Source organism: Gordonia sp. HS-NH1 (assembly GCF_001418765.1).
Taxonomy (GTDB): domain Bacteria; phylum Actinomycetota; class Actinomycetes; order Mycobacteriales; family Mycobacteriaceae; genus Gordonia.
The window spans coordinates 116149-142757 of the sequence record NZ_LIYC01000010.1; the positions used below are offsets into that span (position 1 = coordinate 116149).

General features: G+C 67.8%; 23 protein-coding genes and 2 tRNA genes. 13 read left to right on the plus strand and 12 right to left on the minus strand.

Annotation, left to right across the window (positions count from 1 at the left end; genetic code table 11):
- Window positions 1–2 precede the first annotated feature (2 nt).
- On the plus strand, window positions 3–500 hold the full coding sequence (locus AMD30_RS09945) for a PPOX class F420-dependent oxidoreductase (RefSeq protein ID WP_010841318.1): 498 nt from the start codon (window positions 3–5) through the stop codon (window positions 498–500).
- A 131-nt stretch (window positions 501–631) separates the two neighbouring features.
- Here AMD30_RS09945 and AMD30_RS09950 read toward each other — a convergent pair.
- The 5 genes from AMD30_RS09950 to AMD30_RS09970 form a co-directional block, all read right to left on the minus strand.
- Window positions 632–704, minus strand: a tRNA-Glu gene (locus tag AMD30_RS09950).
- Between the two features lie 54 nt (window positions 705–758).
- Window positions 759–830 (minus strand) — tRNA-Gln (locus AMD30_RS09955).
- An 86-nt stretch (window positions 831–916) separates the two neighbouring features.
- A complete protein-coding gene (gltX, locus tag AMD30_RS09960; protein ID WP_055475509.1) occupies window positions 917–2395 on the minus strand; it encodes a glutamate--tRNA ligase in 1479 nt (492 codons plus the stop codon).
- A 46-nt stretch (window positions 2396–2441) separates the two neighbouring features.
- Entirely contained in the window at window positions 2442–3266 is an 825-nt protein-coding gene (locus AMD30_RS09965) for an alpha/beta fold hydrolase (protein ID WP_014927491.1), read from the minus strand.
- Window positions 3263–4033, minus strand: a complete 771-nt coding sequence (locus tag AMD30_RS09970; protein ID WP_055475510.1) for a fumarylacetoacetate hydrolase family protein — start codon at window positions 4031–4033, stop codon at window positions 3263–3265. The genes AMD30_RS09965 and AMD30_RS09970 overlap by 4 nt, the downstream gene beginning before the upstream one ends.
- A gap of 149 nt (window positions 4034–4182) precedes the next feature.
- Between AMD30_RS09970 and AMD30_RS09975 the strand changes: the two genes are divergently transcribed.
- On the plus strand, window positions 4183–5412 hold the full coding sequence (locus AMD30_RS09975; protein WP_055475511.1) for an MFS transporter: 1230 nt from the start codon (window positions 4183–4185) through the stop codon (window positions 5410–5412).
- 155 nt (window positions 5413–5567) lie between these two features.
- On the opposite strand, the gene AMD30_RS09980 is transcribed toward AMD30_RS09975, so the two are convergent.
- Window positions 5568–6575, minus strand: a complete 1008-nt coding sequence (locus tag AMD30_RS09980) for a 3-isopropylmalate dehydrogenase (protein WP_014927493.1) — start codon at window positions 6573–6575, stop codon at window positions 5568–5570.
- On the minus strand, window positions 6572–8167 hold the full coding sequence (gene serA / locus AMD30_RS09985; protein ID WP_010841324.1) for a phosphoglycerate dehydrogenase: 1596 nt from the start codon (window positions 8165–8167) through the stop codon (window positions 6572–6574). The genes AMD30_RS09980 and serA overlap by 4 nt, the downstream gene beginning before the upstream one ends.
- A 342-nt stretch (window positions 8168–8509) precedes the next feature.
- On the opposite strand from serA, the gene AMD30_RS09990 reads away from it, so the two are divergent.
- Window positions 8510–9175 carry a trypsin-like peptidase domain-containing protein gene (locus tag AMD30_RS09990; protein ID WP_010841325.1) on the plus strand — a complete coding sequence of 222 codons (666 nt, stop codon included), beginning with the start codon at window positions 8510–8512 and terminating at the stop codon, window positions 9173–9175.
- 123 nt (window positions 9176–9298) lie between these two features.
- On the opposite strand, the gene AMD30_RS09995 is transcribed toward AMD30_RS09990, so the two are convergent.
- Window positions 9299–10321, minus strand: coding sequence for a LacI family DNA-binding transcriptional regulator (locus AMD30_RS09995; protein WP_055475512.1), 1023 nt, complete (start codon window positions 10319–10321; stop codon window positions 9299–9301).
- 246 nt (window positions 10322–10567) lie between these two features.
- Between AMD30_RS09995 and AMD30_RS10000 the strand changes: the two genes are divergently transcribed.
- The 6 genes from AMD30_RS10000 to AMD30_RS10025 all read left to right on the plus strand — a co-directional run bounded on the left by AMD30_RS10000 (window position 10568) and on the right by AMD30_RS10025 (window position 15780).
- Window positions 10568–11617: an asparaginase gene (locus tag AMD30_RS10000; RefSeq protein ID WP_084817234.1), complete on the plus strand. Its 1050-nt coding sequence runs from the start codon at window positions 10568–10570 to the stop codon at window positions 11615–11617.
- A gap of 3 nt (window positions 11618–11620) precedes the next feature.
- Complete coding sequence (locus AMD30_RS10005; protein ID WP_055475513.1) at window positions 11621–12499, plus strand: polysaccharide deacetylase family protein; 879 nt, start codon at window positions 11621–11623, stop codon at window positions 12497–12499.
- 97 nt (window positions 12500–12596) lie between these two features.
- The gene (locus AMD30_RS10010) at window positions 12597–13973 is read left to right on the plus strand and encodes an MFS transporter (RefSeq protein WP_055475514.1); all 1377 of its coding nucleotides are present in this window, start codon (window positions 12597–12599) and stop codon (window positions 13971–13973) included.
- Window positions 13970–14734, plus strand: coding sequence for an SDR family NAD(P)-dependent oxidoreductase (locus tag AMD30_RS10015; RefSeq protein WP_055475515.1), 765 nt, complete (start codon window positions 13970–13972; stop codon window positions 14732–14734). The genes AMD30_RS10010 and AMD30_RS10015 overlap by 4 nt, the downstream gene beginning before the upstream one ends.
- A 27-nt stretch (window positions 14735–14761) precedes the next feature.
- Window positions 14762–15499 carry an SDR family NAD(P)-dependent oxidoreductase gene (locus AMD30_RS10020; RefSeq protein ID WP_055475516.1) on the plus strand — a complete coding sequence of 246 codons (738 nt, stop codon included), beginning with the start codon at window positions 14762–14764 and terminating at the stop codon, window positions 15497–15499.
- A complete protein-coding gene (locus AMD30_RS10025; protein ID WP_231632675.1) occupies window positions 15499–15780 on the plus strand; it encodes a hypothetical protein in 282 nt (93 codons plus the stop codon). The genes AMD30_RS10020 and AMD30_RS10025 overlap by 1 nt, the downstream gene beginning before the upstream one ends.
- A gap of 82 nt (window positions 15781–15862) precedes the next feature.
- Here AMD30_RS10025 and ilvC read toward each other — a convergent pair whose 3' ends face one another.
- From ilvC to AMD30_RS10040, 3 genes are all read right to left on the minus strand, one after another.
- A complete protein-coding gene (gene ilvC, locus AMD30_RS10030) occupies window positions 15863–16876 on the minus strand; it encodes a ketol-acid reductoisomerase (protein ID WP_010841326.1) in 1014 nt (337 codons plus the stop codon).
- 116 nt (window positions 16877–16992) lie between these two features.
- Window positions 16993–17496 (minus strand): acetolactate synthase small subunit, encoded by a 504-nt coding sequence (gene ilvN / locus AMD30_RS10035; protein ID WP_004019305.1) that lies wholly within the window; start codon window positions 17494–17496, stop codon window positions 16993–16995.
- The gene (locus AMD30_RS10040; RefSeq protein WP_055475518.1) at window positions 17493–19457 is read right to left on the minus strand and encodes an acetolactate synthase large subunit; all 1965 of its coding nucleotides are present in this window, start codon (window positions 19455–19457) and stop codon (window positions 17493–17495) included. The genes ilvN and AMD30_RS10040 overlap by 4 nt, the downstream gene beginning before the upstream one ends.
- 347 nt (window positions 19458–19804) lie before the next feature.
- Here AMD30_RS10040 and AMD30_RS10045 point away from each other — a divergent pair, with 347 nt between their 5' ends.
- From AMD30_RS10045 to ilvD, 3 genes are all read left to right on the plus strand, one after another.
- Window positions 19805–20284 carry a PH domain-containing protein gene (locus AMD30_RS10045; RefSeq protein WP_010841328.1) on the plus strand — a complete coding sequence of 160 codons (480 nt, stop codon included), beginning with the start codon at window positions 19805–19807 and terminating at the stop codon, window positions 20282–20284.
- Between the two features lie 97 nt (window positions 20285–20381).
- Window positions 20382–21728 carry a magnesium transporter gene (gene mgtE, locus AMD30_RS10050; protein WP_055475519.1) on the plus strand — a complete coding sequence of 449 codons (1347 nt, stop codon included), beginning with the start codon at window positions 20382–20384 and terminating at the stop codon, window positions 21726–21728.
- A 273-nt stretch (window positions 21729–22001) separates the two neighbouring features.
- Window positions 22002–23846 (plus strand): dihydroxy-acid dehydratase, encoded by a 1845-nt coding sequence (gene ilvD, locus AMD30_RS10055; protein ID WP_014927502.1) that lies wholly within the window; start codon window positions 22002–22004, stop codon window positions 23844–23846.
- Window positions 23847–23915: 69 nt separating this feature from the next.
- Here ilvD and AMD30_RS10060 read toward each other — a convergent pair whose 3' ends face one another.
- Complete coding sequence (locus AMD30_RS10060) at window positions 23916–25115, minus strand: DoxX family protein (RefSeq protein WP_055475520.1); 1200 nt, start codon at window positions 25113–25115, stop codon at window positions 23916–23918.
- A 107-nt stretch (window positions 25116–25222) separates the two neighbouring features.
- Here AMD30_RS10060 and AMD30_RS10065 point away from each other — a divergent pair, with 107 nt between their 5' ends.
- Window positions 25223–26419, plus strand: a complete 1197-nt coding sequence (locus AMD30_RS10065) for a PQQ-dependent sugar dehydrogenase (RefSeq protein WP_231632676.1) — start codon at window positions 25223–25225, stop codon at window positions 26417–26419.
- The last annotated feature ends 190 nt before the right edge of the window (window positions 26420–26609 follow it).

A 26609-nucleotide genomic window follows, 5' to 3' on the forward strand; every position in this document is an offset into this window, starting at 1 on the left:
GAATGGGAGTCAATCAACGCAGTCAGATCGTCATGTCCGAGGCCGAGATCACCGAGTTCGTCGCGCGCAGCCGGACCGCCACCCTCGCCACCACCGGACCCGACGGGAACATCCACCTGGTGGCGATGTGGTACGGGATCGTCGACGGCGACATCTGGTTCGAGACGAAATCCAAGTCGCAGAAGGCCGTCAACATCCGCCGCAACAGCCGGTGCTCGGTGATGATCGAAGACGGCGACACCTACGACACCCTCCGGGGCGTCGCGTTCGAGGGCAACGCGGAGATCCTCGACGACCCCGACTCGTGCCTGAAGGTCGGCATCAGCGTCTGGGAGCGCTACACCGCGCCCTACACCGAGGAATCGCGGCCCTTCGTGGAGCAGATGATGAACAAGCGCGTGGCCGTCCGGATCAGACCGTCTCGCACTCGTTCCTGGGATCACCGCAAGCTCGGCATCCCCGAGATGCCCGCCTCCGGGAGCACCGCCGAGTTCCTGTGACCCGACGACGGTGACAGACGCCGACCCGGCTCGGTCCGCGTCGCGCTGTGATCAGCGCGACTCAGGCGAGATGGCCTGTGGCGCATAGCAAAACACCCTCCCCCTGCAGTGCAGAGGGAGGGTGTTTCTCGTAGCCCCGACGGGATTCGAACCCGCGCTACCGCCTTGAGAGGGCGGCGTCCTAGGCCGCTAGACGACGGGGCCATGGGAACTTCCGGCGATCAAGACCTTAGCACGGTCTCGATCTCTTTCTGTCCGCTGGGGTACCAGGACTCGAACCTAGAATGGCGGTACCAGAAACCGCTGTGTTGCCAATTACACCATACCCCATTGGCGTGGTTCTCCTTGCGGAAAACTGCCGAGAAAGAGAGTATCAAAGGGTTGCCGGAAGTCCACAAACGTGCAGCTCAGACCCCTTATTCGGCTGCAATCCGCCGGGCCGAGGCCAGCCTCGCGAGCGTCTTGTCGCGACCCAGGATCTCCATCGACTCGAACAGCGGAGGACTGATCTGCGAACCGGTCACGGCCACGCGCACCGGACCGTACGCCTTGCGCGGTTTGAGTCCCAGATCGTCCACCAGGGCGGCGTTCAGCGCGTCCTGCAGCGCGGTCGTGGTGAAGGAATCCAGCGACTCGATCGCGGCGATGGTGGCGTCCAGAACCGGCACGGCGTCGGCACCCAGGTTCTTGCTCGCCGCCTTCTCGTCGATCGTGAAGTCGGCGTCCGAGACGTAGACGAACCGGATGAGATCCCAGGCGTCACCCAGGACCTGGATGCGCGTCTGCACCAGTTCGGCCAGAGCTGCGAAGGTCTCGTCGTCGGCGGTCTCGGCGAGCTTGCCCTGCGCGACGAGATACGACTTGAGCCGGGCGATGAAGTCGCCGAGGTCCAACCGGCGGATGTGCTCGGCGTTGATGGCGTCGGCCTTCTTCTGGTCGAAGCGCGCGGGATTGGAATTGACCTGCCGCACATCGAAAGCCGCGATCATCTCGTCGAGGCTGAAGACGTCGACATCACTCTTGTACCCCCAGCCGAGCAGCGCGAGGTAGTTGAGCAGGCCTTCGGGGATGAACCCGCGGTCGCGGTGGTGGAACAGATTCGACTGCGGGTCGCGCTTGGAGAGCTTCTTGTTGCCCTCCCCCATGACGAACGGAAGGTGGCCGAAGGACGGAACCGAATCGGCGACGCCGATGCGGATCAGCGCGTCGTACAGTGCGAGCTGGCGCGGGGTCGACGAGAAGAGGTCCTCGCCGCGCAGCACATGCGTGATCTTCATCATGGCGTCGTCGACCGGATTGACCAGGGTGTAGAGCGGATCGCCCGAGGCGCGCGTGAGGGCGAAGTCCGGCACGGTCCCGGCCTTGATGGTCGTCGTACCGCGCACGAGATCGTCCCACGAGATGTCGGTGTCCGGCATGCGCAGTCGGACAACGGGTTTGCGTCCCTCGGCCACGTACGCAGCGCGCTGATCGGGAGTCAGGTCGCGGTCGAAGTTGTCATAACCCAGTTTCGGGTCACGGCCGGCGGCGCGATGACGGGCCTCGACTTCCTCGGGTGTGGAGAAGGCCTCATAGGCCTCGCCCGCTGCGAGCAACCGGGCGACGACGTCGGCATGGAGTTCCCGACGCTCCGACTGCCGGTAGGGCCCGTAGGGTCCCCCCACCTCGGGGCCCTCGTCCCAGTCGAGTCCCAGCCAGCGCAGCGCGTCGAGGATCGCCGCGTAGGACTCCTCGCTGTCGCGCGCGGCATCGGTGTCCTCGATGCGGAAGACGAAAGTGCCGGCGTCGTGGCGGGCCTGGGCGAAGTTGAACAGCGCGGTCCGCACGAGCCCCACGTGCGGCGTCCCCGTCGGAGACGGACAGAATCGGACGCGCACACCCTCAGTACTGGTCATTGGCTCAGGGTATCGAAGCCGTGCCACGCCCCCGACATGCCCGCCGTCAGGCCCGGTGCGCCTCGCAGAACTCGACGAGGACCCGATTCACCTCGGCCGGCTGTTCGAGATACCCGAAATGACCGGCTCGTTCGATCTCGACGTACTGCGCGCCCGGAATGGCCTCGGCGACTTCGCGCGCCAGCTTCGCCGGCAGCGTCCGATCGTCGGCGAAACCGACGACCAGGGCGGGCCGGGTGATGCCGCGGTAGGCCGCGAGGCGGTTGGACTCCTTGTTGTGGAGTTCGAGCTGCGCACGCACACCCGGGGTGATCGTCTGCGGCGAGAACCCGATGATGTCGAGCCAGTCGCGCGCGGTGCGGTCGTCGTCGAGCGTGTGTGGCGACAGGTTCAGATGGGCGGTGATCGCGGCCTCGTACTCGGGCGGCAGCTTGATCTTGTTGTCGTAGAGCGCCCGCTCCCCGGCCGAGATCGCCTCCTGCAGTGGAGTGTTGCGGCCATAGGTCGCGACCATCACTGCCGCTTTGACCACATCCGGCCGCGCCAGCGCCAGCTCCTGGGTGATCCGGGCGCCGAGCGAGGTGCCGATCACGATCGCCGGACCGCGACCCAGGTGCTCGATCAGGGCGGCTGTGTCGGCGACCATGTCGTCGAGGGTGAATCCCTCGGCACACTCCGATGACGGGGCGACACCGCGGTTGTCGAAGGTCACCACGGTGAACCCGGCCTTGACCAACGCCGGTTCCTGGTGGGCCTTCCACACGCGTCCGGGGCTACCGGTCCCCATCACCATGACGACCAGCGGGCCGGAACCGGCCACGCTGTAGGAGATGTCGATGCCGTTGACTCGTGCCGTGCTGGGAGCTGTCACTTGTCCACCACCGGGTTGGAGAGCGTACCGATTCCTTCGACGGTCACCGAGACACGCTGGCCGGCGACCATCGGTCCCACACCTTCCGGGGTACCCGTGAGGATCACGTCACCCGGCAGAAGGGTCATGACGCGCGAGATCCACTCCACGATCTCACCGACGTCGTGGAGCATCAACGACGTCCGGGTCCGCTGCTTGACCTCGCCGTCGAGTTCGGTCACGAGTTCGACATCGGCCGGGTCGAACGCGGTGTCGATCCACGGACCGAGCGGACAGAAGGAGTCGTAGCTCTTCCCCCGCGTCCACTGCCCGTCGGCCTGCTGGTGGTCGCGGGCGGTCACGTCGTTGGCGACCGTGTAACCGAGGATCACGTCCTTGGCCTGCGAGGCCTTCACATCCTTGCACGCACGTCCGATGACGATCGCCAGTTCACCTTCGTAGTCCACGCGTTCCGACGACGGCGGGCGCACGATGGGCAACTCGGGCCCGATGATCGAGGTGTTGGGCTTGAGGAAGATCACCGGATCGGCGGGCGCCTCGCCACCCATCTCCGCGGCGTGCGCGGCGTAGTTCTTCCCGATGCAGATCACCTTGCTGGCCAGGATCGGTGCCAGAATCCGCACATCTGCCGCCTTCCACGAGCGGCCGGTGAACGTCGGCGTGCCGAAGGGATGCTCGGCGATCTCCTTCATCACGGCGTCGTCACCATCGCCCTCGACGGACACGAATGCCACGCCGTCAGGACTCGCAATTCGACCTAAGCGCATGTCCCAGACCTTATCGCACCGTCGATCCCACACGTTGGGAGCCGAGTTGGCAGACCTCCGAGCCGGTTTTAGAATGTGGACGCCGAGTTTCATATATTGAGATCCGCGCCACGGGCGTCCGTCTGATCAGACAGCGAGGTGAGCAGAACATGACCGATGTCGACGACATCACCACTGCCAGAAGGTGGGTCATCCTCGGCTGCTCGCTCCTCGCCGCACTCACCACGACGTGCGTGGTCAGCGGTGTCGCCTACCTGATCCCGGCGCTCCACACCGACGCCGGACTCTCATTGACCGAGGCGTCGACGCTCGCCGCGATCCCGACCATCGGCCTGATGGCCGCGACGATCCCTTGGGGGATCCTGTTGGACCGCTACGGCGAACGCCGCATCCTGTTGCTGTCGCTGTCGATCTCCCTCAGCGGCGCGATCGCGGCCGCGGTCGCCGCGGCGGCCGACGCGTCGTACCTCGTCGTGGGCGCCGCACTCTTCGTGGGCGGTCTCGGTTCGGGAGCTGCCAACGGGGCCAGCGGCCGCATCGTCGTCGGCTGGTTCCCCGCCCATCAGCGCGGGACCGCGATGGGCATCCGACAGATGGCCCAGCCGCTGGGAATCGGCGTCTGCGCACTCACCATGCCGGTTGTCGCGGCGGGCTCGGGACCTGCTGCGGCACTGGCGATCCCAGCGATCGTGACTGCCGCAGGCCTGGTCGCGGTGGTCGTCGGCATCACCGACCCACCGCGCCGCACAACACCCGCCGCGGTGGTCGACGACTCTCCCGCACGTGCGAATCCCTACCGCGGCAATTCTTTCCTCGCGCGTGTCCACATCGTCAGCATGCTGCTCGTCATCCCGCAGTCGATGCTGTGGACCTTCGTACCCACCTGGCTCATCGTCGCGCACGGATGGTCACCGGTCGGCGCCGGCACGCTGATCACGGTGACCCAGGTCATCGGTGCGCTGGGCCGGATAGTCGCCGGACGATGGTCGGATGCCTGGTTGTCGCGTATGCGACCCGTACGGGTGATCGCGGTCGCCGGTGTCGCCGCCATGTCCGCGCTGGCGATCGCCGACTGGTTCGACAGTCCGCTGGCACCCGCCCTCATGGCGGTGGCGAGCATCATCTCCGTCGCCGACAACGGCTTGGCGTTCACCGCCATCGCCGAATACGTGGGACCGGAATGGAGCGGGCGCGGCCTCGCCGTCCAGAACACCGGGCAGTATCTGGTCACCGCGGCCACCACACCCCTACTGGGGGCACTGATCGCGGCGGTCGGCTTCCCCATCGCGTTCGCGGCCACCGCCCTCGCGCCGCTCGTCGCGACACCGCTGGTCCCCCGCGACCGGTCGCCGGGAGCCGACGACTTGGTGGACGCGTGAATGCAGAGCTGTTCTGACAGAGCAGGATGCGCGAACATACTGTGCTGAATACCAACCCGACCGATGAACCTCATCTCGACGGGTGGACTTCGATCGAAGTCCACCAGTCGAGTTCAGGTCTGTCGGTCGCGAGAGTGGTCGGCGCGGGGCCGGAACTACAGCCGTTCGCGGATGCGTGCCCCGATCTCAGCGGTGCCGAACGTGCCGCTGCGGTCGGCGAGGTCGTCGGCGACGGCCTTCTCGATCCGGGCGGCGGCGTCGAGGTCGCCGAGATGCTGGAGCAGGAGTGCGACCGACAGGATCGCGGCGGTCGGATCGGCTTTGCCCTGACCGGCGATGTCGGGAGCCGACCCGTGGACGGGCTCGAACATCGACGGGTTGGCGCCGGTGGCGTCGATGTTGCCCGATGCGGCCAGTCCGATGCCGCCGCTCACCGCAGCAGCGATGTCGGTGATGATGTCGCCGAACAGGTTGTCGGTGACTATGACGTCGAAGCGTCCGGGATCGGTGACCAGATAGATGGTCGCCGCGTCCACATGGCAGTAGTCGGTCGTCACGTCCGGGAACTCGGCGCCGACCTCGTCGACCGCGCGACTCCACATCGACCCGGCGAAGGTCAGGACGTTGGTCTTGTGGACCAGCGTCAGCTTCTTGCGACGCTGCTGCGCGCGCTGGAAAGCGTTGCGCACCACACGCTCGACGCCGAAGCGGGTGTTGACGCTGACCTCGGTGGCGACCTCGTTCGGGGTGCCGACCCGGATGGCACCGCCGTTGCCCGTGTAGGGACCCTCGGTCCCCTCCCGGACCACCACGAAGTCGATGTCGGGGTCACCGGCGAGCGGCGAGGAGACACCGGGGAAACGGCGCGACGGGCGCAGGTTGACGTGGTGGTCGAGGGCGAATCGCATGGTGAGGAGCAGCCCGCGCTCCAGCACACCGGACGGCACCGACGGATCTCCGATGGCGCCCAACAGGATTGCGTCGTGACGGCGGAGGGACTCGAGGTCGTCCTCGGTCAGCAGTTCGCCGTTGCGGTGGTAGCGGCGCGCTCCGAGATCGAACTCGGTGGTGCTGACCGACGGAACGACCGCCTCGAGGACGCCGAGCGCCTCCCCGATGACCTCGGGTCCGATGCCGTCGCCGGCGATGACTGCGAGTCTCATGCGAGGTCGACCTGTTCGATGAGGGTTGCCGAGACGGCGTCACCGATCGCGGCGACGACGCCGTCGTCGACGACACTGCTCACGCGCAGCATCATCGTGGCGCCGCCACCCTCGGCGTCCTGCGACAGGCCGGCGGCGAGGATGTCGACGCCGGCGTTGCCGAGCAGCGTGCCGATCTTGCCCAGCGAACCCGGCTGGTCGGCGTAACTGACGATGAGGTTGTGGCCCTCGGCGCGGAGGTCGAAGTTGCGGCCGTTGATGTTGACGATCTTCTCGACGAGACGCGGCTCGGTGAGGGTGCCCGACACGTTGTGCACCGAGCCGTCGGCGAAGACGGCCTTCACGTCGACGACACTGCGGTGATTGGGGCTGTCCGGTGCGGTGGTCACCTCGCTGGTGACGCCACGGCTCTCGGCGACGGCCGGGGCGTTGACGAACGTGACGGGCTCGTCGAGCACGGCGGAGAACAGGCCACGCAGCGCCGACAGACCGAGCACCTCGACGTTCTTCGCGGCCAGTTCGCCGCGGACATCGACGACCAGCGACGTCGGCGGTTCCTTGCTGATGGCACCGACGAGGACGCCGGCCTTGCGGGCGACCTCGAGCCACGGCGCGACCTCTTCGTCGACGGCGCCGCCGGTGATGTTCACCGCGTCGGGGACGAAGTGTCCGGCCAGCGCGAGCCGCACGCTCTTGGCGACGTCGGTGCCGGCGCGGTCCTGCGCCTCGCTGGTCGACGCACCGAGGTGCGGGGTCACGACGACCTGCGGGAGCTCGAACAGCGGCGAGTCCGTGCAGGGCTCGGTGGCGAAGACGTCGAGTCCGGCGGCGCGGACCTGACCGGAGGTGATCGCGTCGGCGAGGGCCTGTTCGTCGATCAGGCCACCGCGGGCGGCGTTGACGATGACCACGCCCTTCTTGGTCCGGGCGAGCTGCTCGGCGCCGATGAGACCCAGCGTCTCCGGCGTCTTCGGCAGGTGCACGGTGATGAAGTCGGCGCGCTCGAGCAGTTCGTCGAGGCTGACCAGCTCGATGCCCAGCTGGGCCGCGCGAGCGGGCGACACATAGGGGTCGTAGGCGATGATGTGGGTCTCGAAAGCGGCCAGCCGGGCGGCCACGAGCTGACCGATCCGGCCGAGCCCGACGACGCCGACGGTCTTGTCGAAGATCTCGACGCCGTTGAACGACGAACGCTTCCAGGTCTTCTCACGCAGGGTTGCGTCAGCAGCGGGGATCTCACGCGACGCCGACATCAGCAGCGCGATGGCGTGTTCGGCGGCAGTGTGGATGTTCGAGGTCGGGGCGTTGACGACCATGACGCCGCGCTCGGTCGCCGCGGGGACGTCCACGTTGTCCAGACCGACACCCGCCCGGGCGATGATCTTCAGCTTCTTGCCCGCGTCGAGGACCTCGGCGTCCACGGTCGTGGCGGAGCGGACCAGGATGGCGTCGGCGTCGACGACCGCCTCGAGCAACTTGGGACGATCCGGACCGTCGACCCATCGAACCTCGACACCGTCACCGAGTGCTTCCACGGTGGACGGCGCCAGCTTGTCGGCGATGAGTACAACCGGGCGGCCAGCAGAGCTCACAGTCATTTCTCCAGGTTCGGGGAGTGCGGTTTCACGATCGGCGATGCGGAGTGTCGGTGACGACTCCGTACGACAGCTTAAAGGTGTGGTAGGTGCCGCCGAGCACGTGGCCTACCCCGAATTCGGAGTCCTGTCCTCCTGCATGGGTAGAGTGTGACCCGCATTACGGTTACCTTGCATGGAGCATCACGGAAGTGTTGCAAACCGACCGCGGGTCGATCCCACGCAGCCGTGAGCGCCCGGGGGGACCGGTACGGTGTGCTTGCCGCCAGTTTCGAAGTCCCGACGGGTGGCCGAATGCCCGTGACCGAGAACTGGTTGGACCCGAGAAGTGGAGTGCGGATGACGAAGAAGCTGACAGTGCTGTTGGCGGTTTTGGCTGCGACGGTGCTGGCCGGCTGGGGAGGGGGCGTCGCGGTCGCCGCACCGGCGAAGATTTTCCTGGGAGGCGGCTCCGGCATCCTGGTGCTCAAGGGCGGCAATTCGGCCGCGGCCTGCACGATGACCACCATCGGCCGCTCGAAGACCAACAAGCTCATCGGCGTCACCGCGGGACATTGCGGCACACCCGGTCAGAAGGTGTACTCCGAGACCTTCCAGGATCGCGGCCAGGCGGGCACCATCACGTACACCGCTCCCGATCTCGACATGGCGATCATCGAATTCGACGCCTCGCGCGTCGTGCCGCTGCGTACCGTGCGCGGCGTGACGATCCGCTCGGTCGACCCGAAGCCCCTCGCCTTCCCGACGATCGCCTGCAAAGAAGGCCGGACCACCGGCAATACCTGCGGTATCGCCTGGTTCTCCGACGGCGACGTCCACGTCAGCCAGATGTGCGTGATCGAAGGTGACTCCGGCAGCCCGGTCGTCGTCGGCGATCGCCTCGTCGGAATGGTCAACGCCTACTACTTCCTCGGCTGCCTCGGCCCCGAGACCGGAACCAACATCCAGCCGATCCTCAAGCGGATCGCTTCGCTCGACGCCTACCGGGGCTTCCGGGTCGCCTGACGACTCCGAGTCCCACCCCCACCGACGCCCCGGATGATTCTCCTCCGGGGCGTCGTCGTGTTCTGGGGCGTCATCGTATTCGGTGTCAGCGCGTGCGGTGTCGGAGTGTGGGGAGTTCGCTCGTCAGGCCTCGACAGATGGCTGGCCACCCGTCTGGACGTTCGCGGAGGTACTGCTCGAGCGGACGATCAGTTCGGGCTCGAGCACGACCGACTCGGGTGTCCGGCCACCGATGACCTCGAGCAGCAATCCGACGGCGCGCCTGCCCATCTCGTGCATCGGTGAGCGGATCGTCGTGAGCGGGACGGCGCCGCCCGCGGCGATGGGCGTGTCGTTGTAACCGACGAGTGCGACGTCGTCGGGTACCCGGATCCCGCGATCCCGCAAGGCGCCGAAAGCTCCGATCGCGGCGAAGTCGTTCGTCGCGAAGATGGCATCGGGCACCGGACCGGTCGCGAGCAGCTGTTCGACGGCGGCACGACCGCCGGCCGGGTCGAAGCCCGAATAGACGATTCGGTCGTCCGGGATCTCGACGCCGTGTTCGGCGAACGTGGTCACGATCCCGTTGGTCCGGTCGCGGGCGGTGGAGGCGAACTCCCAGCCGGCGAGTACCGCGACGTCTCGCCGTCCCGTGTCGAGCAGATGTCCCCCGACCAGCCGTCCGCCCTTCACGTCGTCGACCGTCGCCGAGGGATAGTCCCCCGCCGTTCGGGACACGAGTGCGAATTTGATTCCCTGCGAATAGATCTCGTCGAGAAAGTGATGGTCGAGGTGGGCGTCCCCGTAGATCAGGCCATCGACCCGACGGTCGATCATCATGCGGGTACGCGCCCGCTGGTTGTCCGGCTTGTCCAGCGAGTTGGTGACGAACGTAGACAGACCAGACTCGTAGGCCGCCTCCTCGATTCCCTCGTAGATGGTGGCGAGGACGTAGTCCTGTAGCCGGGGCACGAGCACCCCGATCAATCCCGAGCGCCGTGTGCGGAGACTCGACGCCTGCGGGTTCGGCGAGTAGTCGTGCTCGGCCGCGAACGCGCGGATCCGGGCGACCGTCTCGGACGAACCCCAACGGAGCGCGGCGTCACCAGGCGTGTTGAGCACACGGGACACGGTCGACGGGCTCACCCCGAGTTCGGTCGCGATCATGCGGAGCGTCAGCGGTCCCTGTGCCGGCCCCTCTGCTGGCTTTCTCAACCCGGCCCTCTCTCGTCGGTGGCCCACAGCGTACCCAACGCGTTGTGTTACGTCGCGATTTACACAAACGTTTGGCGGACGTTACACAAACGATTGCGGCAAACGTTTGTCTCGTGGTTCACTTCACGTCATGCACGTCACAGTCCTCACCTTCGCCCCCGGTGCCGGGAGCCCCACCCCGTCGCCGAGCCGTAGCCGATGACGCGGATCGCAGTCATCGCCACGGGGGGCACGATCGCGTCCGAGGCGACCGACGCCGGAGTGGTGGCCACCCGGACCGCCGCGCGGCTGGTCGAACACGCGGGCCTCGACGACGTCGAGGTCGAGACCGTCGATCTGATGACGGTCGGGTCCTACCGGCTGACGCTCGGGCACCTGCGGCAGATCAGTGACGCGGTCGCAACACTTCTCGCGCGATCCACGGAACCGGTCGACGGCGTGGTGATCACGCACGGAACAGACACGATGGAGGAAACCGCGATCCTTCTCGACCTCGTCCACGACGATCCCCGCCCCGTCGTCCTGACGGGAGCCCAACGGGCCGGAGACACCGCCGACGGCGACGGTCCGGGCAATCTCACCGACGCAGTCCGCGTCGCCGCGGCGCCGGCTGCCCGCGACCGTGGGGTCATGATCGTCTTCGCCGGGCAGATCATCCCCGCCCGTGGGGCACGAAAGATCCACACGATCGCACTCGACGCGTTCCGCTCTGTCGTCTCTCCGCCATCTGGCACCGTGGCGAACGGCCGGGTGTGCTTCGGGCACTCGGCGCCGAGGCCCGACCCGCTGCCGCGCCCAGGGGCTGCGTTCGACGACACGCGCGTCGACCTCGTCGACGTCTATCCCGGTGCGGACGACGCGCTGCTGCGCGCGGCCGCGAACTGCGGCGCCGCCGGAATCGTGCTGGCCGGCACCGGAATCGGCAACGGCAACCCGGACATCGTCGAAGCCGCGGCCGATCTCGTCGGAGACGGCCTCGCTCTCGTCCTGTCCACTCGCGTACCGGCCGGCCCCGTCCGCGGTGTCTACGGCAACGGCGGCGGCGCCGACCTGGTCGCCGCCGGCGTCCCACCCGTCTCCGGCCTACCCGCGACCCAGGCACGAATCCTGTTGGCGCTGTTGCTGTCCACCGGTCTCACCCGTACGGAGTCGCTCACCGAGCTGATCTCGACCTACGCCGACCTGGCATCGGCCGACAACCACACCGATCACCATCCCACCACTCGCCACACCACCAAGGAGGACTGAACAATGGCCAAGGAAATCTTCGTAGCCTTCGGAATCGACGTCGACGCGGTCGGCGGCTGGCTCGGCTCGTACGGGGGCGAGAACTCGCCCGGGGACATCTCGCGGGGTGTCTTCGCGGGCGAGGTCGGTGTCCCCCGCCTCAACAACCTGCTCGCGAAATACGACCTCCCGGCGACCTGGTTCTGGCCGGGGCACTCGGTCGAGACATTCCCCGAACAGTTCGATCAGGTCGTCGCCGCAGGACACGAGATCGGTCTGCACGGCTACAGTCACGAGAACCCGATCGCGATGACACGCGAGCAGGAGTCGGAGATCCTCGATCACTGCATCGATCTGATCAGCAATCGAACCGGCAAGCGGCCCACCGGATATGTCGCACCGTGGTGGGAGTTCAGCAAGGTCACCGACGAGCTGCTCGTCGAGCGCGGGATCACCTACGACCACTCGCTGATGCACCGTGACTTCGAGCCGTACTACGTCCGTGTCGGTGACTCGTGGACCCCCATCGACTACGACAAGCCGGCGGCGGAATGGATGAAGCCTCTCGTCCGCGGCGAGGAGACCGACCTCGTCGAGATCCCGGCGAGCTGGTACCTCGACGACCTGCCCCCGATGATGTTCATCAAGGGCAGCCCGAACAGCCACGGCTTCGTCAACCCGCGGCACATCGAAGAGATGTGGCGCGATCAGTTCGACTGGGTCTACCGCGAGAGTGACTATGCGGTCTTCACCTTCACCATCCACCCGGATGTCTCCGGCCGCCCGCAGGTCCTGCTCATGCTCGAGCGATTGATCGAGCACATCAATTCACACGACGGCGTCCGCTGGGCGAACTTCGACACCATCGCCGAGGACTTCAAGAAGCGGTCACCCCGACTCTGACGTCTGCCCGGGGCGACGTCCCCGTTGCCCACCCATCGCCGACCCGACGACGCGCCGGCACCTCATCGACATCACCATCGAGCAAGAGAGCACGACAATGACTCACGAGAACACCGCCACCCCAACGGGGTTCCGGCGCGTCACCGGGACAGAGACCCGGCGCGCCTCGGGGATTGCCTTCTTCGCCTGGACGATCGCGGTCTACGACTTCATCCTCTTCGGGACGCTCCTGCCGCGAATCGAGGAATCGTTCGGCTGGACGACCAGTTACGCGCTGCTGGTCTCGACGCTCGTCAGCGTCGGCACCGCCATCGTGGTCCTCCTCGTCGGCCCGCTGGTCGACAAGGTCGGCCGTCGCAAGGGCATGATCATCTCCGTCGGCGGTACGGCTGCGTCATCGGCCGCCACCGCGGCGACGTTCGGCGCGGCCTCACTGATCGGCGTCCGCGCGATCAGCGGACTCGGGCTCGCCGAACAATCGGTCGACGCGACCTATCTCAACGAGCTCTACGAGCTCACCGAGGACGACAAGATCAAGAAGCGACGAGGATTCGTCTACTCGATGGTGCAGACCGGGTGGCCCGCGGGTGCACTTCTCGCCGCCGGATTCGTCGCCGTGGTCACCGCGATCTTCGGTGCCGACTCGTGGCGGATCGCCTTCCTCTTGGCGACCATTCCGGCCATCATCGTCGCGCTGGTGTGCCGAAAGCTCAAGGAGAGCCCGCAGTTCGAGGCCCAACACGCCGTCAAGCAGCTCCGCAAGGCCGGGAAGCACGACGAGGCGGACGCTCTCGCCGCCGCCACCGCGACGGTCGAACAGACCGCGGCACCGTTCAAGCGGATCTTCACGGGTAAGCACCTGCGCAACACGGTCGTTCTCTCGCTCGCCTGGCTGCTGAACTGGTTCGCGATCCAGACCTTCTCGGTCTTGGGCACCACGGTGCTCGAGAAGGGCAAGGGCATCGACGCCTCGAGCACCCTGATCCTCGTCGTGCTCTCGAACCTGGTCGCCGTCGCCGGCTACCTCGCCCACGGGTGGGCCGGTGACCGCTTCGGTCGCCGCAACACCATCGCGGTGGGGTGGCTGCTGTCGGGGCTGTTCTTCGGCGCGATGCTGCTGGGACCCTCGAGCCAGATCTTCGTTCTGGTGACCTACATGATGGGGTTGTTCTTCCTCCTCGGGCCCTACGCCGCGATCATGTTCTTCCAGGCGGAGTGCTTCGACACCGATTGCCGCGCAACCGGAAGTGCGTTCATCGGCGCGATGTCACAACCGGGAGCGATCATCTCGGGCTTCATCCTCACCGGGCTCACGGCCGCATCCATCGGATACTCCACCGCCGCACTGTGGGTCGGTGCGCTCGGCGCGATCGTCTCGGCCGTGGTGGTGTTGTTCGCGCGCAAGGTCGCCGACGCGCCGCCGTCCGCAGGTGTGTCGGCGGGCCCGACGACGACCGCGGGGGCCCAGGCATGAGCGAGCAATCCGTCGCGATGATCACCGGCGCGGCCTCCGGTATCGGTGCCGCCACCGCGGTGTGCCTCGCCGAACGCGGTGTGCGGGTGGGCATCGGGACGTTCCCGGGCGATCCCCACGACCCCGAGTCGACCCTGCGGGATGTCAGCGACGCGGGAGGACAGGGACGGATCGTCGAAGTGGACGTCCGGTCGACCGAGTCGGTGGATGCCTTCGCCGACGAACTCGTGGCGACGTGGGGGCGTCTCGACACCGCCGTCGCCAACGCGGGAATCCTGCGCGAGGCGTCCTTCGACTCGATCACCGACGACCAGTGGCACGACATGATGGACGTCGACCTGCACGGGGTGATGCGGACCGCACGCGCCGGACTGCGCCACATGACCGCAGGCGGATCGGTGACCGTGATCTCGTCGATCGCCGGCGGTGTCTACGGGTGGCAGGATCACGCGCACTATGCGACCGCCAAGGCCGGGGTGATCGGCCTCGCGCGCAGTCTCGCCGTCGAATACGGACCCCGGGCCATCCGCGCGAACGCGATCATCCCCGGGCTCATCCGCACCCCGCAGTCGAGCGACGCCGTCAATTCTCTGGGACCCGAAGGGCTCGACCGGGCCGGGGGTTACATCCCGTGGGGCCGGGTCGGTGATCCGCGGGAGGTCGCCGAGGTCATCGCCTTCCTGTCCAGTCCGCAGGCGTCCTATGTCAGCGGCCAGGCGATCGTGGTGGACGGCGCGCTGACCACTGCGATGCGCGACTGAACGAACATCTGAGAGAGAGGATCCGACATGACCGGAGTACTACCGGGCAGGCGCGCCCTGGTGACCGGTGCAGCATCGGGGATCGGTCGCGCGATCGCCGCCGCCTACGTCGCCGAGGGCGCCGTGGTGACACTGGCCGATCGCGACCACCGGGTGAGCGCGGTGGCCGACGAGATCGGGGCCCGGCGTGGTGTCGTCCTGGACGCGACGTCCGAGCCCGAAGTCGACGCCCTGATCGGGCGCGTCGTCGACGAGGACGGCGGACTCGACATCCTCGTCTGCTCGCACGGCATCCTCACCCAGTCGCCCACCGTGGACATGCCGACCGAATTGTGGCGCGAGACCGTCGACATCGATCTCACCAGCGTCTTCCTGTGCAATCGGGCGGCGCTGCGACCGATGCTGGACCAGGGTGCCGGCCGCATCATCAACGTGGCGTCGCAGCTCGCCATCAAAGGCGGTGTCTCACTGGCGCATTACGCCGCGGCGAAGGCAGGTGTCATTGCCATGTCGAAGTCGATCGCCCTCGAGACCGCCGGACGCGGCGTGCTGGTGAACGCCATCGCTCCCGGTCCGGTCGACACCCCGATGGTGGAGGGCATCGACGACGAGTGGAAGCACAGCAAACGCGCCGAGCTGCCACTCGGCCGGTTCGGGCGACCGGAGGAGATCGCCCCGACGGCGGTGCTTCTGGCCTCCGATCCGGGCGGCAATCTGTTCGTCGGTCAGGTCCTCGGCCCCAACTCGGGCGACGTGATGCCCTGATGTGCGGGGGCTGCGCCGGGGCACCCCCGGATTGGGCCGCCGAGTTCGTGAGCGGTCCGCGCCGACGCGCCCAGGTGGCACGCCGGATGTCGGAGGTGCTGCGCCGGCACACGGTGCGCCCGATCCCGTCGGGATGGGTCGTCGCCTCCCTCACGGGGTCGGCGACCGTGTGCCGTACCTACGACGAGCTCGTCGCCGCGGTGTCGAGACACTCCGGACTCGACATCGCCGCGGTACGGGAACGTGGTCGGCCCGCGGCCGAGCGCGAACGGATCGAGTGAGCGAAGGCCGTCCGGGCAAAACTCTCCCCCGACAGCAGAACGGGCCCGCACCTTTCGGTGCGGGCCCGCTTGTCGTTGCGACTCAGGCGGTCTCGGTGATCGGGCGATCCACCCAGCTCATCAGGTCGCGCAGCTTCTTGCCGGTGACCTCGATCGGGTGCTCGGCGTTCTCCTTGCGCAGACCCTCGAGCTCCTTGTTGCCGCCCTCGACGTTGGCGACGAGGCGCTTGACGAAGGTGCCGTCCTGGATGTCGGTGAGGATGCCGCGCATGCGCTCCTTGGTGTCGGCGTCGATGACCCGCGGGCCCGACACGTATCCGCCGAACTCGGCGGTGTCGGAGACCGAGTAGTTCATGCGGGCGATGCCGCCCTCGTACATGAGGTCGACGATGAGCTTGAGCTCGTGCAGCACCTCGAAGTAGGCCATCTCCGGGGCGTAACCCGCCTCGACCATGACCTCGAAGCCGGTCTTGACCAGTTCCTCGGTGCCGCCGCACAGCACGGCCTGCTCGCCGAAGAGGTCGGTCTCGGTCTCTTCCTTGAAGGTGGTCTTGATGATTCCGGCACGACCACCGCCGATGGCGCTGGCGTAGCTCAGCGCGAGTGCCTGACCCTCGCCCTTGGGGTCCTGGTGGACGGCGATGAGCGCGGGAACGCCCTTGCCGTCGACGAACTGGCGACGCACGAGGTGGCCGGGGCCCTTGGGGGCGACCATCGCGACGGTCACGTTCTCCGGCGCCTTGATGAGGCCGAAGTGGATGTTGAGGCCGTGGCCGAAGAACAGCGCGTTGCCGTCCTGCAGGTTCGGCTCGATGTCCTCGGTGAAGATCGAGGCCTGCGAGGTGTCGGGCGCCAGGACCATGATCACGTCGGCCCATGCGGCGGCTTCGGAGGCGGTGAGCACCTTGAGGCCCTGCTCCTCGGCCTTGGCCTTGGACTTGGAGCCCTCGCGCAGGCCGATCACGACATCGACGCCGGAATCGCGCAGCGACAGCGAATGCGCATGGCCCTGGCTGCCGTAGCCGATCACCGCGACCTTGCGACCCTGGATGATCGACAGATCCGCGTCGTCGTCGTAGAACAGTTCGATGGCCACTATGTTTCCCTTCGATATGTGGTGTCCTCGGTGGATTTCGGAATCCGCCGGGGACGTAATTCTCTTGTCGCTCATCGCCGGTGCTCAGATGCGCACGACGACAGCGGGATTCTCTGTCAGCGGTTGGCCGACATGCTCTTCGGTCCTCGACCGAGGGTCACCGCACCCGATTGCGCGATCTCCCGGATTCCATACGGATCGAGCATCCGCAGAAGTGCTTCGAGCTTTTCCGACGTACCCGTGGCCTCGATGGTGAGCGACTCGGGCGAGACGTCGATGACCTTGGCGCGGAACAGATTCACGACCTCGATGACCTCGGTGCGCACCGTCGAGTCCGAGCGCACCTTGACCATCATCAGCTCGCGCGAGACCGAACTCCCCGGGTCCTGCTCGACGATCTTGATCACGTTGATCAGCTTGTTGAGCTGCTTGGTGACCTGCTCGAGCGGGAAGTCCTCCACGGAGACCATGATCGTCATCCGGGAGATGCCCTTGAGTTCGGTGGGGCCGACAGCGAGCGACTCGATGTTGAACCCGCGCCGCGAGAACAACGCCGAGATGCGCGCCAGGACGCCGGGCCGGTCTTCGACCAGGACGCTGAGGGTATGGGTGGTGCTCACTGCTCGTCCTTCTCGGTTGCGCGGTCGGCCGGTGCGTTCTCGACCGTCTGATGACCGTCCATCGTCTGGTGGATCTCCACCGGACCCGACGCCGACTCCTCGTCGTCGAACAGCGGCCGGATGTTGCGTGCGGCCATGATCTCGTCGTTGCCGGTGCCGGCGGCGACCATCGGCCAGACCTGGGCGTCCTTGCCGACGATGAAGTCGATGACCACCGGACGGTCGTTGATCTCCCGGGCCTTCGCGATCACCTCGTCGACGTCTTCTTCGCGTTCGACGCGGAATGCCACGCAGCCCAGCGCCTCCGAGAGCTTGACGAAGTCCGGGATCATCCGCGAGTGGGTCGACAGATCGGTGTTCGAGTACCGCTCCTCGTAGAAGAGCGTCTGCCACTGACGAACCATGCCCAGGTTGCCGTTGTTGATCAGCGCCACCTTGATCGGGATTCCCTCGATCGCGCAGGTCGCGAGTTCCTGATTGGTCATCTGGAAGCAGCCGTCACCGTCGATCGCCCACACCTCGGCATCGGGGTCGGCGGCCTTGGCGCCCATGGCGGCGGGCACCGCGTAGCCCATCGTGCCCAGACCGCCGGAGTTGAGCCACGTGCGCGGCTTCTCGTAGGAGATGAACTGCGCGGCCCACATCTGGTGCTGGCCGACGCCCGCGCAGTACACCGCGTCCGGTCCGGCGGCCTTGCCGAGGGCCTGGATGACGAACTCCGGCGACATCGAACCGTCGGTCTGACGGTCGTAGCTCAGCGGGTAGGTCCGCCGCAGGTTGTCGAGGTAGGACCACCACTGCGAGATGTCGGGAGTCGAGCCGCTGGTCGCCCGCTCGTCGCGCAGGGCCTCGGTGAGCTCCTCGGTGACCGCCTTGCAGTCACCGACGATCGGCACGTCGACGGGCCGGTTCTTGCCGATCTCCGCAGGGTCGATGTCGGCGTGGATGACCTTCGCGTTCGGCGCGAACGACGACAGCTGGCCGGTGACCCGGTCGTCGAAGCGCGCTCCCAGGGTGATCAGCAGGTCGCTGCGCTGCAGACCCGCGACCGCCGCCACCGTGCCGTGCATGCCCGGCATGCCCAGGTGCTGCTGGTGACTGTCGGGGAACGCGCCGCGCGCCATCAGGGTCGTGACCACCGGGATACCGGTGAGCTCGGCCAGTTCGAGCAGTTCCGCCGACGCGTTCGCCTTGATGACACCGCCGCCGACGTAGAGCACCGGCGACGTCGCGGAGTTGATCAGGCGGGCCGCCTCGCGAACCTGCTTGCCGTGCGGCTTGGTGACCGGACGGTAGCCGGGCAGGTCGATCTGCGGCGGCCACGAGAACGTGGTCTGCGCCTGCAGGATGTCCTTGGGGATGTCGACCAGGACCGCGCCGGGACGACCGCTCTCGGCGATGTGGAACGCCTCCGCGATGGTCTTCGGGATGTCGATCGCCCGACTGACCAGGAAGTTGTGCTTGGTGACCGGCATGGTGATACCGGAGATGTCGGCTTCCTGGAACGCGTCGGTGCCGATCAGCGCGCGTCCGACCTGGCCGGTGATCGCGACGACGGGCACCGAATCCATCTGGGCGTCGGCAAGCGGGGTCACCAGGTTGGTGGCACCGGGACCGGACGTGGCCATCATGACGCCTGCGCGTCCGGCGACCTGGGCGTACCCGGTCGCGGCGTGGCCGGCGCCCTGCTCGTGACGGACGAGGACGTGCCGGACCTTCTGTGAGTCCAGGAGCGGGTCGTAGACCGGCAGGACCGCGCCACCCGGGATGCCGAAGACGACCTCGACACCGAGTTCCTCGAGGGAACGAACCACAGACTGGGCGCCGCTGACGCGCTCGGGCGCAACGGTGTGCTGGTTTACCGCACGGAGGTTGCCCGCCGCCGGAGACTGCTGCCGCAGTCCTGCGTTACGCGACGGCTCGGTGCGGCCGGCGTCGGTGCGTGCTGTTGGTGCGCTCACTGCACGATCCTCATCTTGGTTGTGGAATCCGATATCGGTGATGGAAGTACCTGGCATGAAAAAACCCCCGACAGCTTCCGCTGTTCGAGGGTGGCGCGTCGATGCCGGTTGGGGGTCTGCGAGGTGACCGGTCAGGCGAAGACGCGCCAGCCGATTACTACGAGGATCCCGTTCTGCATCACGCGTTCACGGTAGGACTGTGTTCGGTTCTGAGTCAAACTCCGGACCATGCCGTCCCACACTGTGGGAACGCACAGGTCGTGCCGGTCGCTTCCGCAGTGCCCATCGGGTCCGGCGCGACGAACCCGTCGACAGGGAGACTCCGACGAGGTTGGCACAATGGACGGGTGCCGACAGATTCCACCGACCCCGCAGACCCGAAGACCGCCACGACAGACCCGAAGACCAGCACGGCCCCGGCCGACGACGACGTCACGTTCGACTACCCGGTGACGTTCCGTATCAATCGGATCGCCTACTTCACGGTCCCGATGGTCGCCCTGGTGGTCGTGCTGCTGGTCGGCGCCTCTCCGTGGTTCACCTTCGCCCTGGTCGTGCCGGTGGTGCTGTGGCTGTGGATCCACCGGCTGCGGACCGTGGTCACCGAGGACGGCCTGCGCGCCGTCCGGATGTTCTCCACGACCGAGATCGCCTGGCCGGAGGTCGCGGGGCTGCAGTTCCCGAAATGGAGTTCGGTGCGGGCGGTGCTGACCGACGGCAGTCGAGTCCGTCTGCCCGCCATCGGTTTCCGTGATCTCCCGGCGTTGTCGATCGTCAGCGGCGGTCGAATCCCGGACCCCTTCGAGGCGGCCCGTTCCGCCGAATAGTCGTCGGCGGCACGCGCGATCTGAGAGCACCGCCGCGCCTTCTTCTGATCTCGTTCCCTCATCTCGTCGCCCGGCGTGGCGGCGATAGAGTGCGGCCGTGGAGCACGCCCGAACACTCGACGCCGGTGAACTCGACGAACTGATCTCGGCAGGACGCCTCGCAGACGTCGGGACGATGCTGTCAACGCTGCCGGCGGGCGACATCGCCGCCCTGCTCGACCGGCTCCCCCACAAATCCCGCGGGGTCGCGTTCCGCCTGCTGGCCAAGGACCTCGCTGTGGAGGTGTTCGACGACCTGTCCGCCGGCTCGCAGCGCCGCCTCATCGATGATCTCGGAACCGTCGAGGTGGCCGCCGCCTTCGACCGTCTCGACCCCGACGACCGCGCCGAGTTGCTGGACGAGCTGCCCGCGGGAGTCGCCAAGTCGCTGATCCAGCAACTCTCCCCCGCCGAACGCGACATGACCGCCGTCGTCCTCGGCTATCCGAGAGGTTCGGTGGGGCGCCGGATGAGTCCCGAGTTCGTCCACGCGCGCGAGGACGAATCGGCCGGCGACGCCCTGGCTCGCGTGCGCGAACGCGGACACGCCGCGGAGACGATCTACACCGTCCCCGTCCTCGACGGTTCCCGTTCCCTGTGCGGTGTGGTCAGCCTTCGCGATCTCCTCCTGGCCGATCCCGCCGACTCCGTCCGCGACCTGATGAACAAACCGATGTTCGCGCATGCCGACGACGATGCCGAGGCCACCGCGCAGCGGTGCGTGGACCGCGGAATTCTCGCGATGCCGGTCGTCGACAACGACCGGCGCCTGGTCGGGGTCCTGACCATCGACGACGCCGTCGAAGTCGTCGAGCAGGCCCGCGACACCGACGAGGCTCGGGCCGGCGCGCGCGAACCGCTCCGCGATCCCTACCTGTTCGCCTCCATCCTGTCGATCACCCGAGCCCGGATCGTGTGGCTGTTCGTCCTCGCGGTGTCGGCCATCCTCACCGTCAACGTCCTGGAGATCTTCGAGGGCACCCTCGAACAGCGGGTCGCGCTGGCCCTGTTCATCCCCCTGCTCACCGGGATCGGCGGCAACACCGGTTCGCAGGCGGCGACGACCGTGACCCGCGCACTCGCCACCGAGGAGGTCGCCCCACGCGACGTCACCCGCGTCGCCGCCAAGGAGGTCCGCGTCGGGCTGACCATGGGCGCACTGCTCGGACTGGCCGGCTTCACCGTCGCCGCACTCGTGTACGGCCTCGACATCGGTGTGGTCATCGGTCTGACGATCCTGTCGGTGTGCGCGCTGGCCGCGACCGTGGGCGGCGTGATGCCGCTGGTCGCGAAGTCCATCCGCGTCGATCCCGCGGTCTTCTCCACACCGTTCATCTCCACGTTCTGCGACGCCACCGGCCTCCTCGTCTACTTCTCGATCGCCAAAGCGGTGCTGGGGATCTGACACCGCCGCTACGTGGTGCCGGCGACGTCGTGCCGGGCACGTCCGAATCGTTTTGTTCCCCCATCTCACGGCGGAGTAGCCTGACTTCTCGGCGCTCCCCCACGCCCACCCTCAGCGAGGCGGCGCCCGTCAACACAGCCTCGTCCCGGCCACAGCCCGTGGGAAACAACACCCGGGGTCGCGGTGTTGAGCCGAAGAGTCCGGCGCCGGTCCGTCATCGCACGTCCGATCGCGCCGGGCCCACCCGAGCCAGACGATCGATTCGAGGAAGCCATGCCTGCCCTGAGGTCACGCACCACCACCGTCGGCCGTGAAGCCGCCGGCGCCCGCTCCCTGTGGCGCGCCACCGGGATGACCGACGACGATTTCGGCAAGCCGATCGTGGCGATCGCCAACTCGTACACCCAGTTCGTGCCGGGGCACGTACATCTGAAGGATGTCGGCGACATCGTGGCCGAGGCCGTGCGGGCAGCCGGTGGCGTGCCACGCGAGTTCCACACCATCGCCGTCGACGACGGCATCGCGATGGGTCACGGCGGCATGCTCTACTCGCTGCCCAGTCGCGAGATCATCGCCGACTCCGTCGAATACATGGTCAACGCCCACACCGCGGACGCGCTCGTGTGTATCTCGAACTGCGACAAGATCACCCCGGGCATGCTCAATGCCGCGATGCGCCTGAACATCCCGACCGTGTTCGTCTCGGGCGGACCGATGGAGGCCGGCAAGGCCGTCGTCGTCGGCGATGTCGCGCACCCGTCGTCGGATCTGATCACCACCATCTCCGCGTCGGCCAACAGCGACGTCGACGATGCGGGCCTGAGCGAGGTCGAGGCGGCGGCATGCCCGACCTGCGGATCGTGTTCGGGCATGTTCACCGCCAACTCGATGAACTGCCTGACCGAGGCGCTCGGGCTCGCCCTGCCCGGCAACGGCTCGACCCTGGCCACGCACGAGGCACGTCGCGCCCTGTTCCGGCGCGCCGGCACCGTCGTCGTCGACGCCGCGACGCGCTGGTACCGCGACGACGACGCGTCGGTGCTCCCGCGGAACATCGCGACGCCGACCGCCTTCCGTAACGCCATGGCACTCGACGTCGCGATGGGCGGCTCGACCAACACCGTTCTGCACATCCTCGCCGCCGCGCAGGAGGGCGAGGTCGCCGACTTCGACCTCACGGTCATCGACGAGATCAGCCGGAACGTCCCGTGCCTCTCGAAGGTCTCGCCGAACTCCGACTACCACATGGAGGACGTTCACCGGGCAGGCGGAATCCCGGCCATCCTCGGCGAATTGCGGCGCGCGGGTCTGCTCGACGACACCGCCTCGACCGTCCACACCCCGACGATGGCCCAGGCGCTCGACGATTGGGACATCCGCGGCGGCAAGGCGATCGACGAGGCCGTCGAACTCTTCCACGCAGCACCGGGCGGCGTCCGCACCACCACCCCGTTCTCGACGGCCAACCGGTGGAGTTCGCTCGACACCGACGCCGAGGGCGGATGCATCCGAGACCTCGAGCACGCCTACACCGTCGAGGGCGGGTTGTGCGTGCTCCGCGGCAACCTCGCGCCCGACGGGGCGGTCCTGAAGACCGCGGGCATCGACGAGGACCTGTGGCACTTCGAGGGCCCGGCCCGCGTCGTCGAGAGCCAGGAGGACGCCGTCCAGGTCATCCTGTCCAAGACCATCCAGGCCGGCGAGGTCCTCGTGGTGCGTTACGAGGGTCCCGCGGGCGGCCCCGGAATGCAGGAGATGCTCCACCCGACGGCCTTCATGAAGGGCACCGGGATGGGCAAGAAGTGCGCCCTCATCACCGACGGCCGGTTCTCCGGCGGATCGTCGGGTCTGTCGGTCGGCCACATGTCTCCCGAAGCCGCGTCGGGTGGTGCCATCGGGCTCGTCGAGGACGGCGACCGGATCCTCATCGATGTCAAGACCCGCCGTCTCGAGGTCCTCGTCGACGACGACGTGCTCGCTGAGCGCCGCGCCAAGATGGAGGCCTCCGAGCGTCCGTGGCAGCCGAAGGACCGCCAGCGCACGGTCACCACCGCGCTGCGCGCCTATGCCAAGCTCGCAACGTCGGCCGACCGCGGCGCGGTGCGTCAGGTCGACTGACCCCTCACCACAGAATGCGGCGTACGTGTCGGAATCCGACACGTACCCCGCATTCGTTGTCCGCTCGGGTCACACCAGTGGATTGCTGCCGTTCGCGAGCACCCAGACCGCGACGGCCGCGGCCGCGCCGACGATGAGCCAGAGGAACGAGCCGACGAACGGCCGCCGCGCCCAGCCTCGGGGATAGTCGAGCGAGTACAGACCCGGTCCGGTCAGGATGACGACCGCCGCGGCCACCGCGAGGAAGAGCTCGAACTCGACTCCGCCGGCAGCGGCGAAGAACGAGAAGCCGTCCGCCATCGACATCTTGAAGGCCGCGGCGACGAGCATCGTGCCGAGGATCGCCGACGCCCCGATCGGCGTCAGGAGGCCGAGGATCACCATGAGTCCGCCGATCGTCTCCGACAGGGCGCCGACGATCGCGAGGATCTGCGCATAGTCGGCGGTGAACCCGGCGTCGACGAGCATCGACTCGAATCCGCTGAGTCGCGGGCCGTTCCACAGTCCGAAGAGCTTCTGCAGCCCGTGGGCTCCGACCAGACCGCCGAGCGCGACGCGCAGTACCAGCAGACCCAGGTCGATCGTGCCGCGCCGCGACTTCGCGAGGGCCTCCTCCAGGTCGTCGGCCGCCGCGTCCGGCCGGACGTCGGTGTCGTCGTCGGTTCGGCGACGGCCGAACCGACGACGCGCGCGAGGCTCGTCGTCCAACACCTCGGTGGCCGCCGACTCGTCGCGGGCACGGGTGCGGGATGACGCATCGTCGTCGTCATCGAGGAAGTCGTAGCGCGCGGTGCCGGCCGGCGGGAGGGCGGGCTCAGGGGTGGTGATCGCGTCGTCCGCGGGCGGCACGCGCGCGGGCCCGGGAGGCTTCGCGAACTGGACGGTCTCGAAATCGTCGTCCGCCGGCGCTGCCGGGCCCGTGGCCGGTGCGGCGGAGCGTGGGGGCGGTGCGGCAGGACTCGAGGTCGTCGGCGGACCCGCGGCGGCGGGACGGGTCTCCACGTCGCCGGGATCGAGGTCGTCGAGGTCGTCCACTCGTGAATAGGGCGCCGGGGACCGCCGGGCGTGCCGGTTGTAGAAGTCGTCGCGGTCGGTCACCGCCGGTGGTGTCGGCGGACCGGCCTCGGGACGCGCGGCCCCCGGGCCGGTGCCCGCGCTGGGCACTCCACCCCCGGTACCCGGGACCGGAATCTGTCCGGTCGGTTCGTCGTAGGGACTCGTCGCCGGTGTGTCGCGCCCGCTGGTGCCCGACGTGTCGCGTTCGCTCACACGCCCGACTCTAGAGGCTCGCGCACCGCGGCCCTCGCACCCCGGCGGGGTGAGTCGGGGCACCACGCTCGGGCACCACGAGCCGGGGCACCACTACTGTGGACGCCATGTGGAAGGGGCGCCCGACGGGCACGCGCGGTCATGCCGGCCGGCCGAGTTCACCCGCCTCGGCGGATCGACGGGTACGGGTTCGGTGGCGCACCCTGCTGACGGTGCTGACCGCGGTGGTCGTCCTGGTCGGCGGCTGTGCGGATTTCACCGCGCAGGACAACCAGCGCGAGGCCGGCGCGTTCAGCCCCAACAACCGGCCGAGCGGCCAGCCCGAGCCGACTCCGCCCCCCGAGACCCCTCGGGAGACACAGCCGCCGCCGACCGGTCCGTGCGTCGACCCCGACCCCGCGGTCATCGCCACCTGCCTCGCGTCGACCGGCGGTGTGATGCCCGGCGACGAGCAGGGCGAGGTGACGGTCGTCGCCGAACGCACGACCGGAAAGATCCTCACCACCAAGCGCTACGGTCCCGCCCGGACCCTGGGCGAGGCGCCGGTCGACGCGTCCGGTGACGGCGGTCTGATCGATTTCGCCTTCTCCCCCACCTACTCCCAGGACCGGTTGATCTACGCCTACATCACGACCCCGTCGGACAATCGGATCGTCCGCCTGGCGCCGGGTGACGTGCCCAAGCCGATCCTCACCGGCATCCCGAAGGGCGCCACCGGGAACATGGGCGCGATGTACTTCCGGTCGCCGACCGAACTCGTGGTCGCCACCGGCAATGCCGGGAATCCCGCGGCCGCCGACGATCCGTCTTCGCTTGCCGGCAAGGTGCTGCTGGTCACCTCGTTCACCTCGGGCGCGAGTCCCCGTCCGGCGATCCTCGCATCCGGGTTCGGGTCCACGGTGTCGTTGTGCCCCAACGCTTCCACCGGGACCGTCTACGTCGCCGACCAGACGGCCACCGAGGATCGCGTGCAGGTGCTCGAAGAAGGTGGACCCAAGGTGCTGTGGACCTGGCCCGACCGGCCACAGATCGCCGGGTGCGGTGTCGCCGCCGGCAGCATCTTCGTGTCGACGACGCGGACGCAGCGCATCGAGGCCATCAACGAGCCGACGCGTGAGGAGCCGACGATCACCGCACCGGCCGTCGTGCTCGAACGCCGGTACGGCGCACTCGGCCGGATGGCCGCGCTGCCCAACGGGTTGCTGCAGGTGGCGACCGTCAACAAAGAAGTGGGGACACCGAAGCCCACCGACGACCGCGTGTTCCGCTTCCTGCCCGCCGGCGGTGGCAACGACCGGACGTGACGCTCGGCTCTCAGTACCGCGGACCCGCACACCCTCTGTCCCCGAGGTGCGAGGTGCGAGGAGCTATAGCGGCCCCAACCGCTCCCTGAGGTGCGAGCGAAGCGCCCCCATTGCTCCCTGAGGTGCGAGCGAAGCGAGCCGCGAAGGGCTCCGAAACCTGCGTCACCAAGCCCTAATGGGGGTGGATCGG

Coding starts and splice junctions, on each gene's coding strand:
- AMD30_RS09945 (WP_010841318.1), top strand. CDS start 3: ATGGGAGTCAATCAACGCAGTCAGATCGTCATGTCCGAGGCCGAGATC.
- gltX (WP_055475509.1), bottom strand. CDS start 2,395: ATGACCAGTACTGAGGGTGTGCGCGTCCGATTCTGTCCGTCTCCGACG.
- AMD30_RS09970 (WP_055475510.1), bottom strand. CDS start 4,033: ATGCGCTTAGGTCGAATTGCGAGTCCTGACGGCGTGGCATTCGTGTCC.
- AMD30_RS09975 (WP_055475511.1), top strand. CDS start 4,183: ATGACCGATGTCGACGACATCACCACTGCCAGAAGGTGGGTCATCCTC.
- AMD30_RS09980 (WP_014927493.1), bottom strand. CDS start 6,575: ATGAGACTCGCAGTCATCGCCGGCGACGGCATCGGACCCGAGGTCATC.
- AMD30_RS09990 (WP_010841325.1), top strand. CDS start 8,510: ATGACGAAGAAGCTGACAGTGCTGTTGGCGGTTTTGGCTGCGACGGTG.
- AMD30_RS09995 (WP_055475512.1), bottom strand. CDS start 10,321: ATGATCGCGACCGAACTCGGGGTGAGCCCGTCGACCGTGTCCCGTGTG.
- AMD30_RS10000 (WP_084817234.1), top strand. CDS start 10,568: ATGACGCGGATCGCAGTCATCGCCACGGGGGGCACGATCGCGTCCGAG.
- AMD30_RS10005 (WP_055475513.1), top strand. CDS start 11,621: ATGGCCAAGGAAATCTTCGTAGCCTTCGGAATCGACGTCGACGCGGTC.
- AMD30_RS10010 (WP_055475514.1), top strand. CDS start 12,597: ATGACTCACGAGAACACCGCCACCCCAACGGGGTTCCGGCGCGTCACC.
- AMD30_RS10015 (WP_055475515.1), top strand. CDS start 13,970: ATGAGCGAGCAATCCGTCGCGATGATCACCGGCGCGGCCTCCGGTATC.
- AMD30_RS10020 (WP_055475516.1), top strand. CDS start 14,762: ATGACCGGAGTACTACCGGGCAGGCGCGCCCTGGTGACCGGTGCAGCA.
- AMD30_RS10025 (WP_231632675.1), top strand. CDS start 15,499: ATGTGCGGGGGCTGCGCCGGGGCACCCCCGGATTGGGCCGCCGAGTTC.
- ilvD (WP_014927502.1), top strand. CDS start 22,002: ATGCCTGCCCTGAGGTCACGCACCACCACCGTCGGCCGTGAAGCCGCC.
- AMD30_RS10065 (WP_231632676.1), top strand. CDS start 25,223: ATGTGGAAGGGGCGCCCGACGGGCACGCGCGGTCATGCCGGCCGGCCG.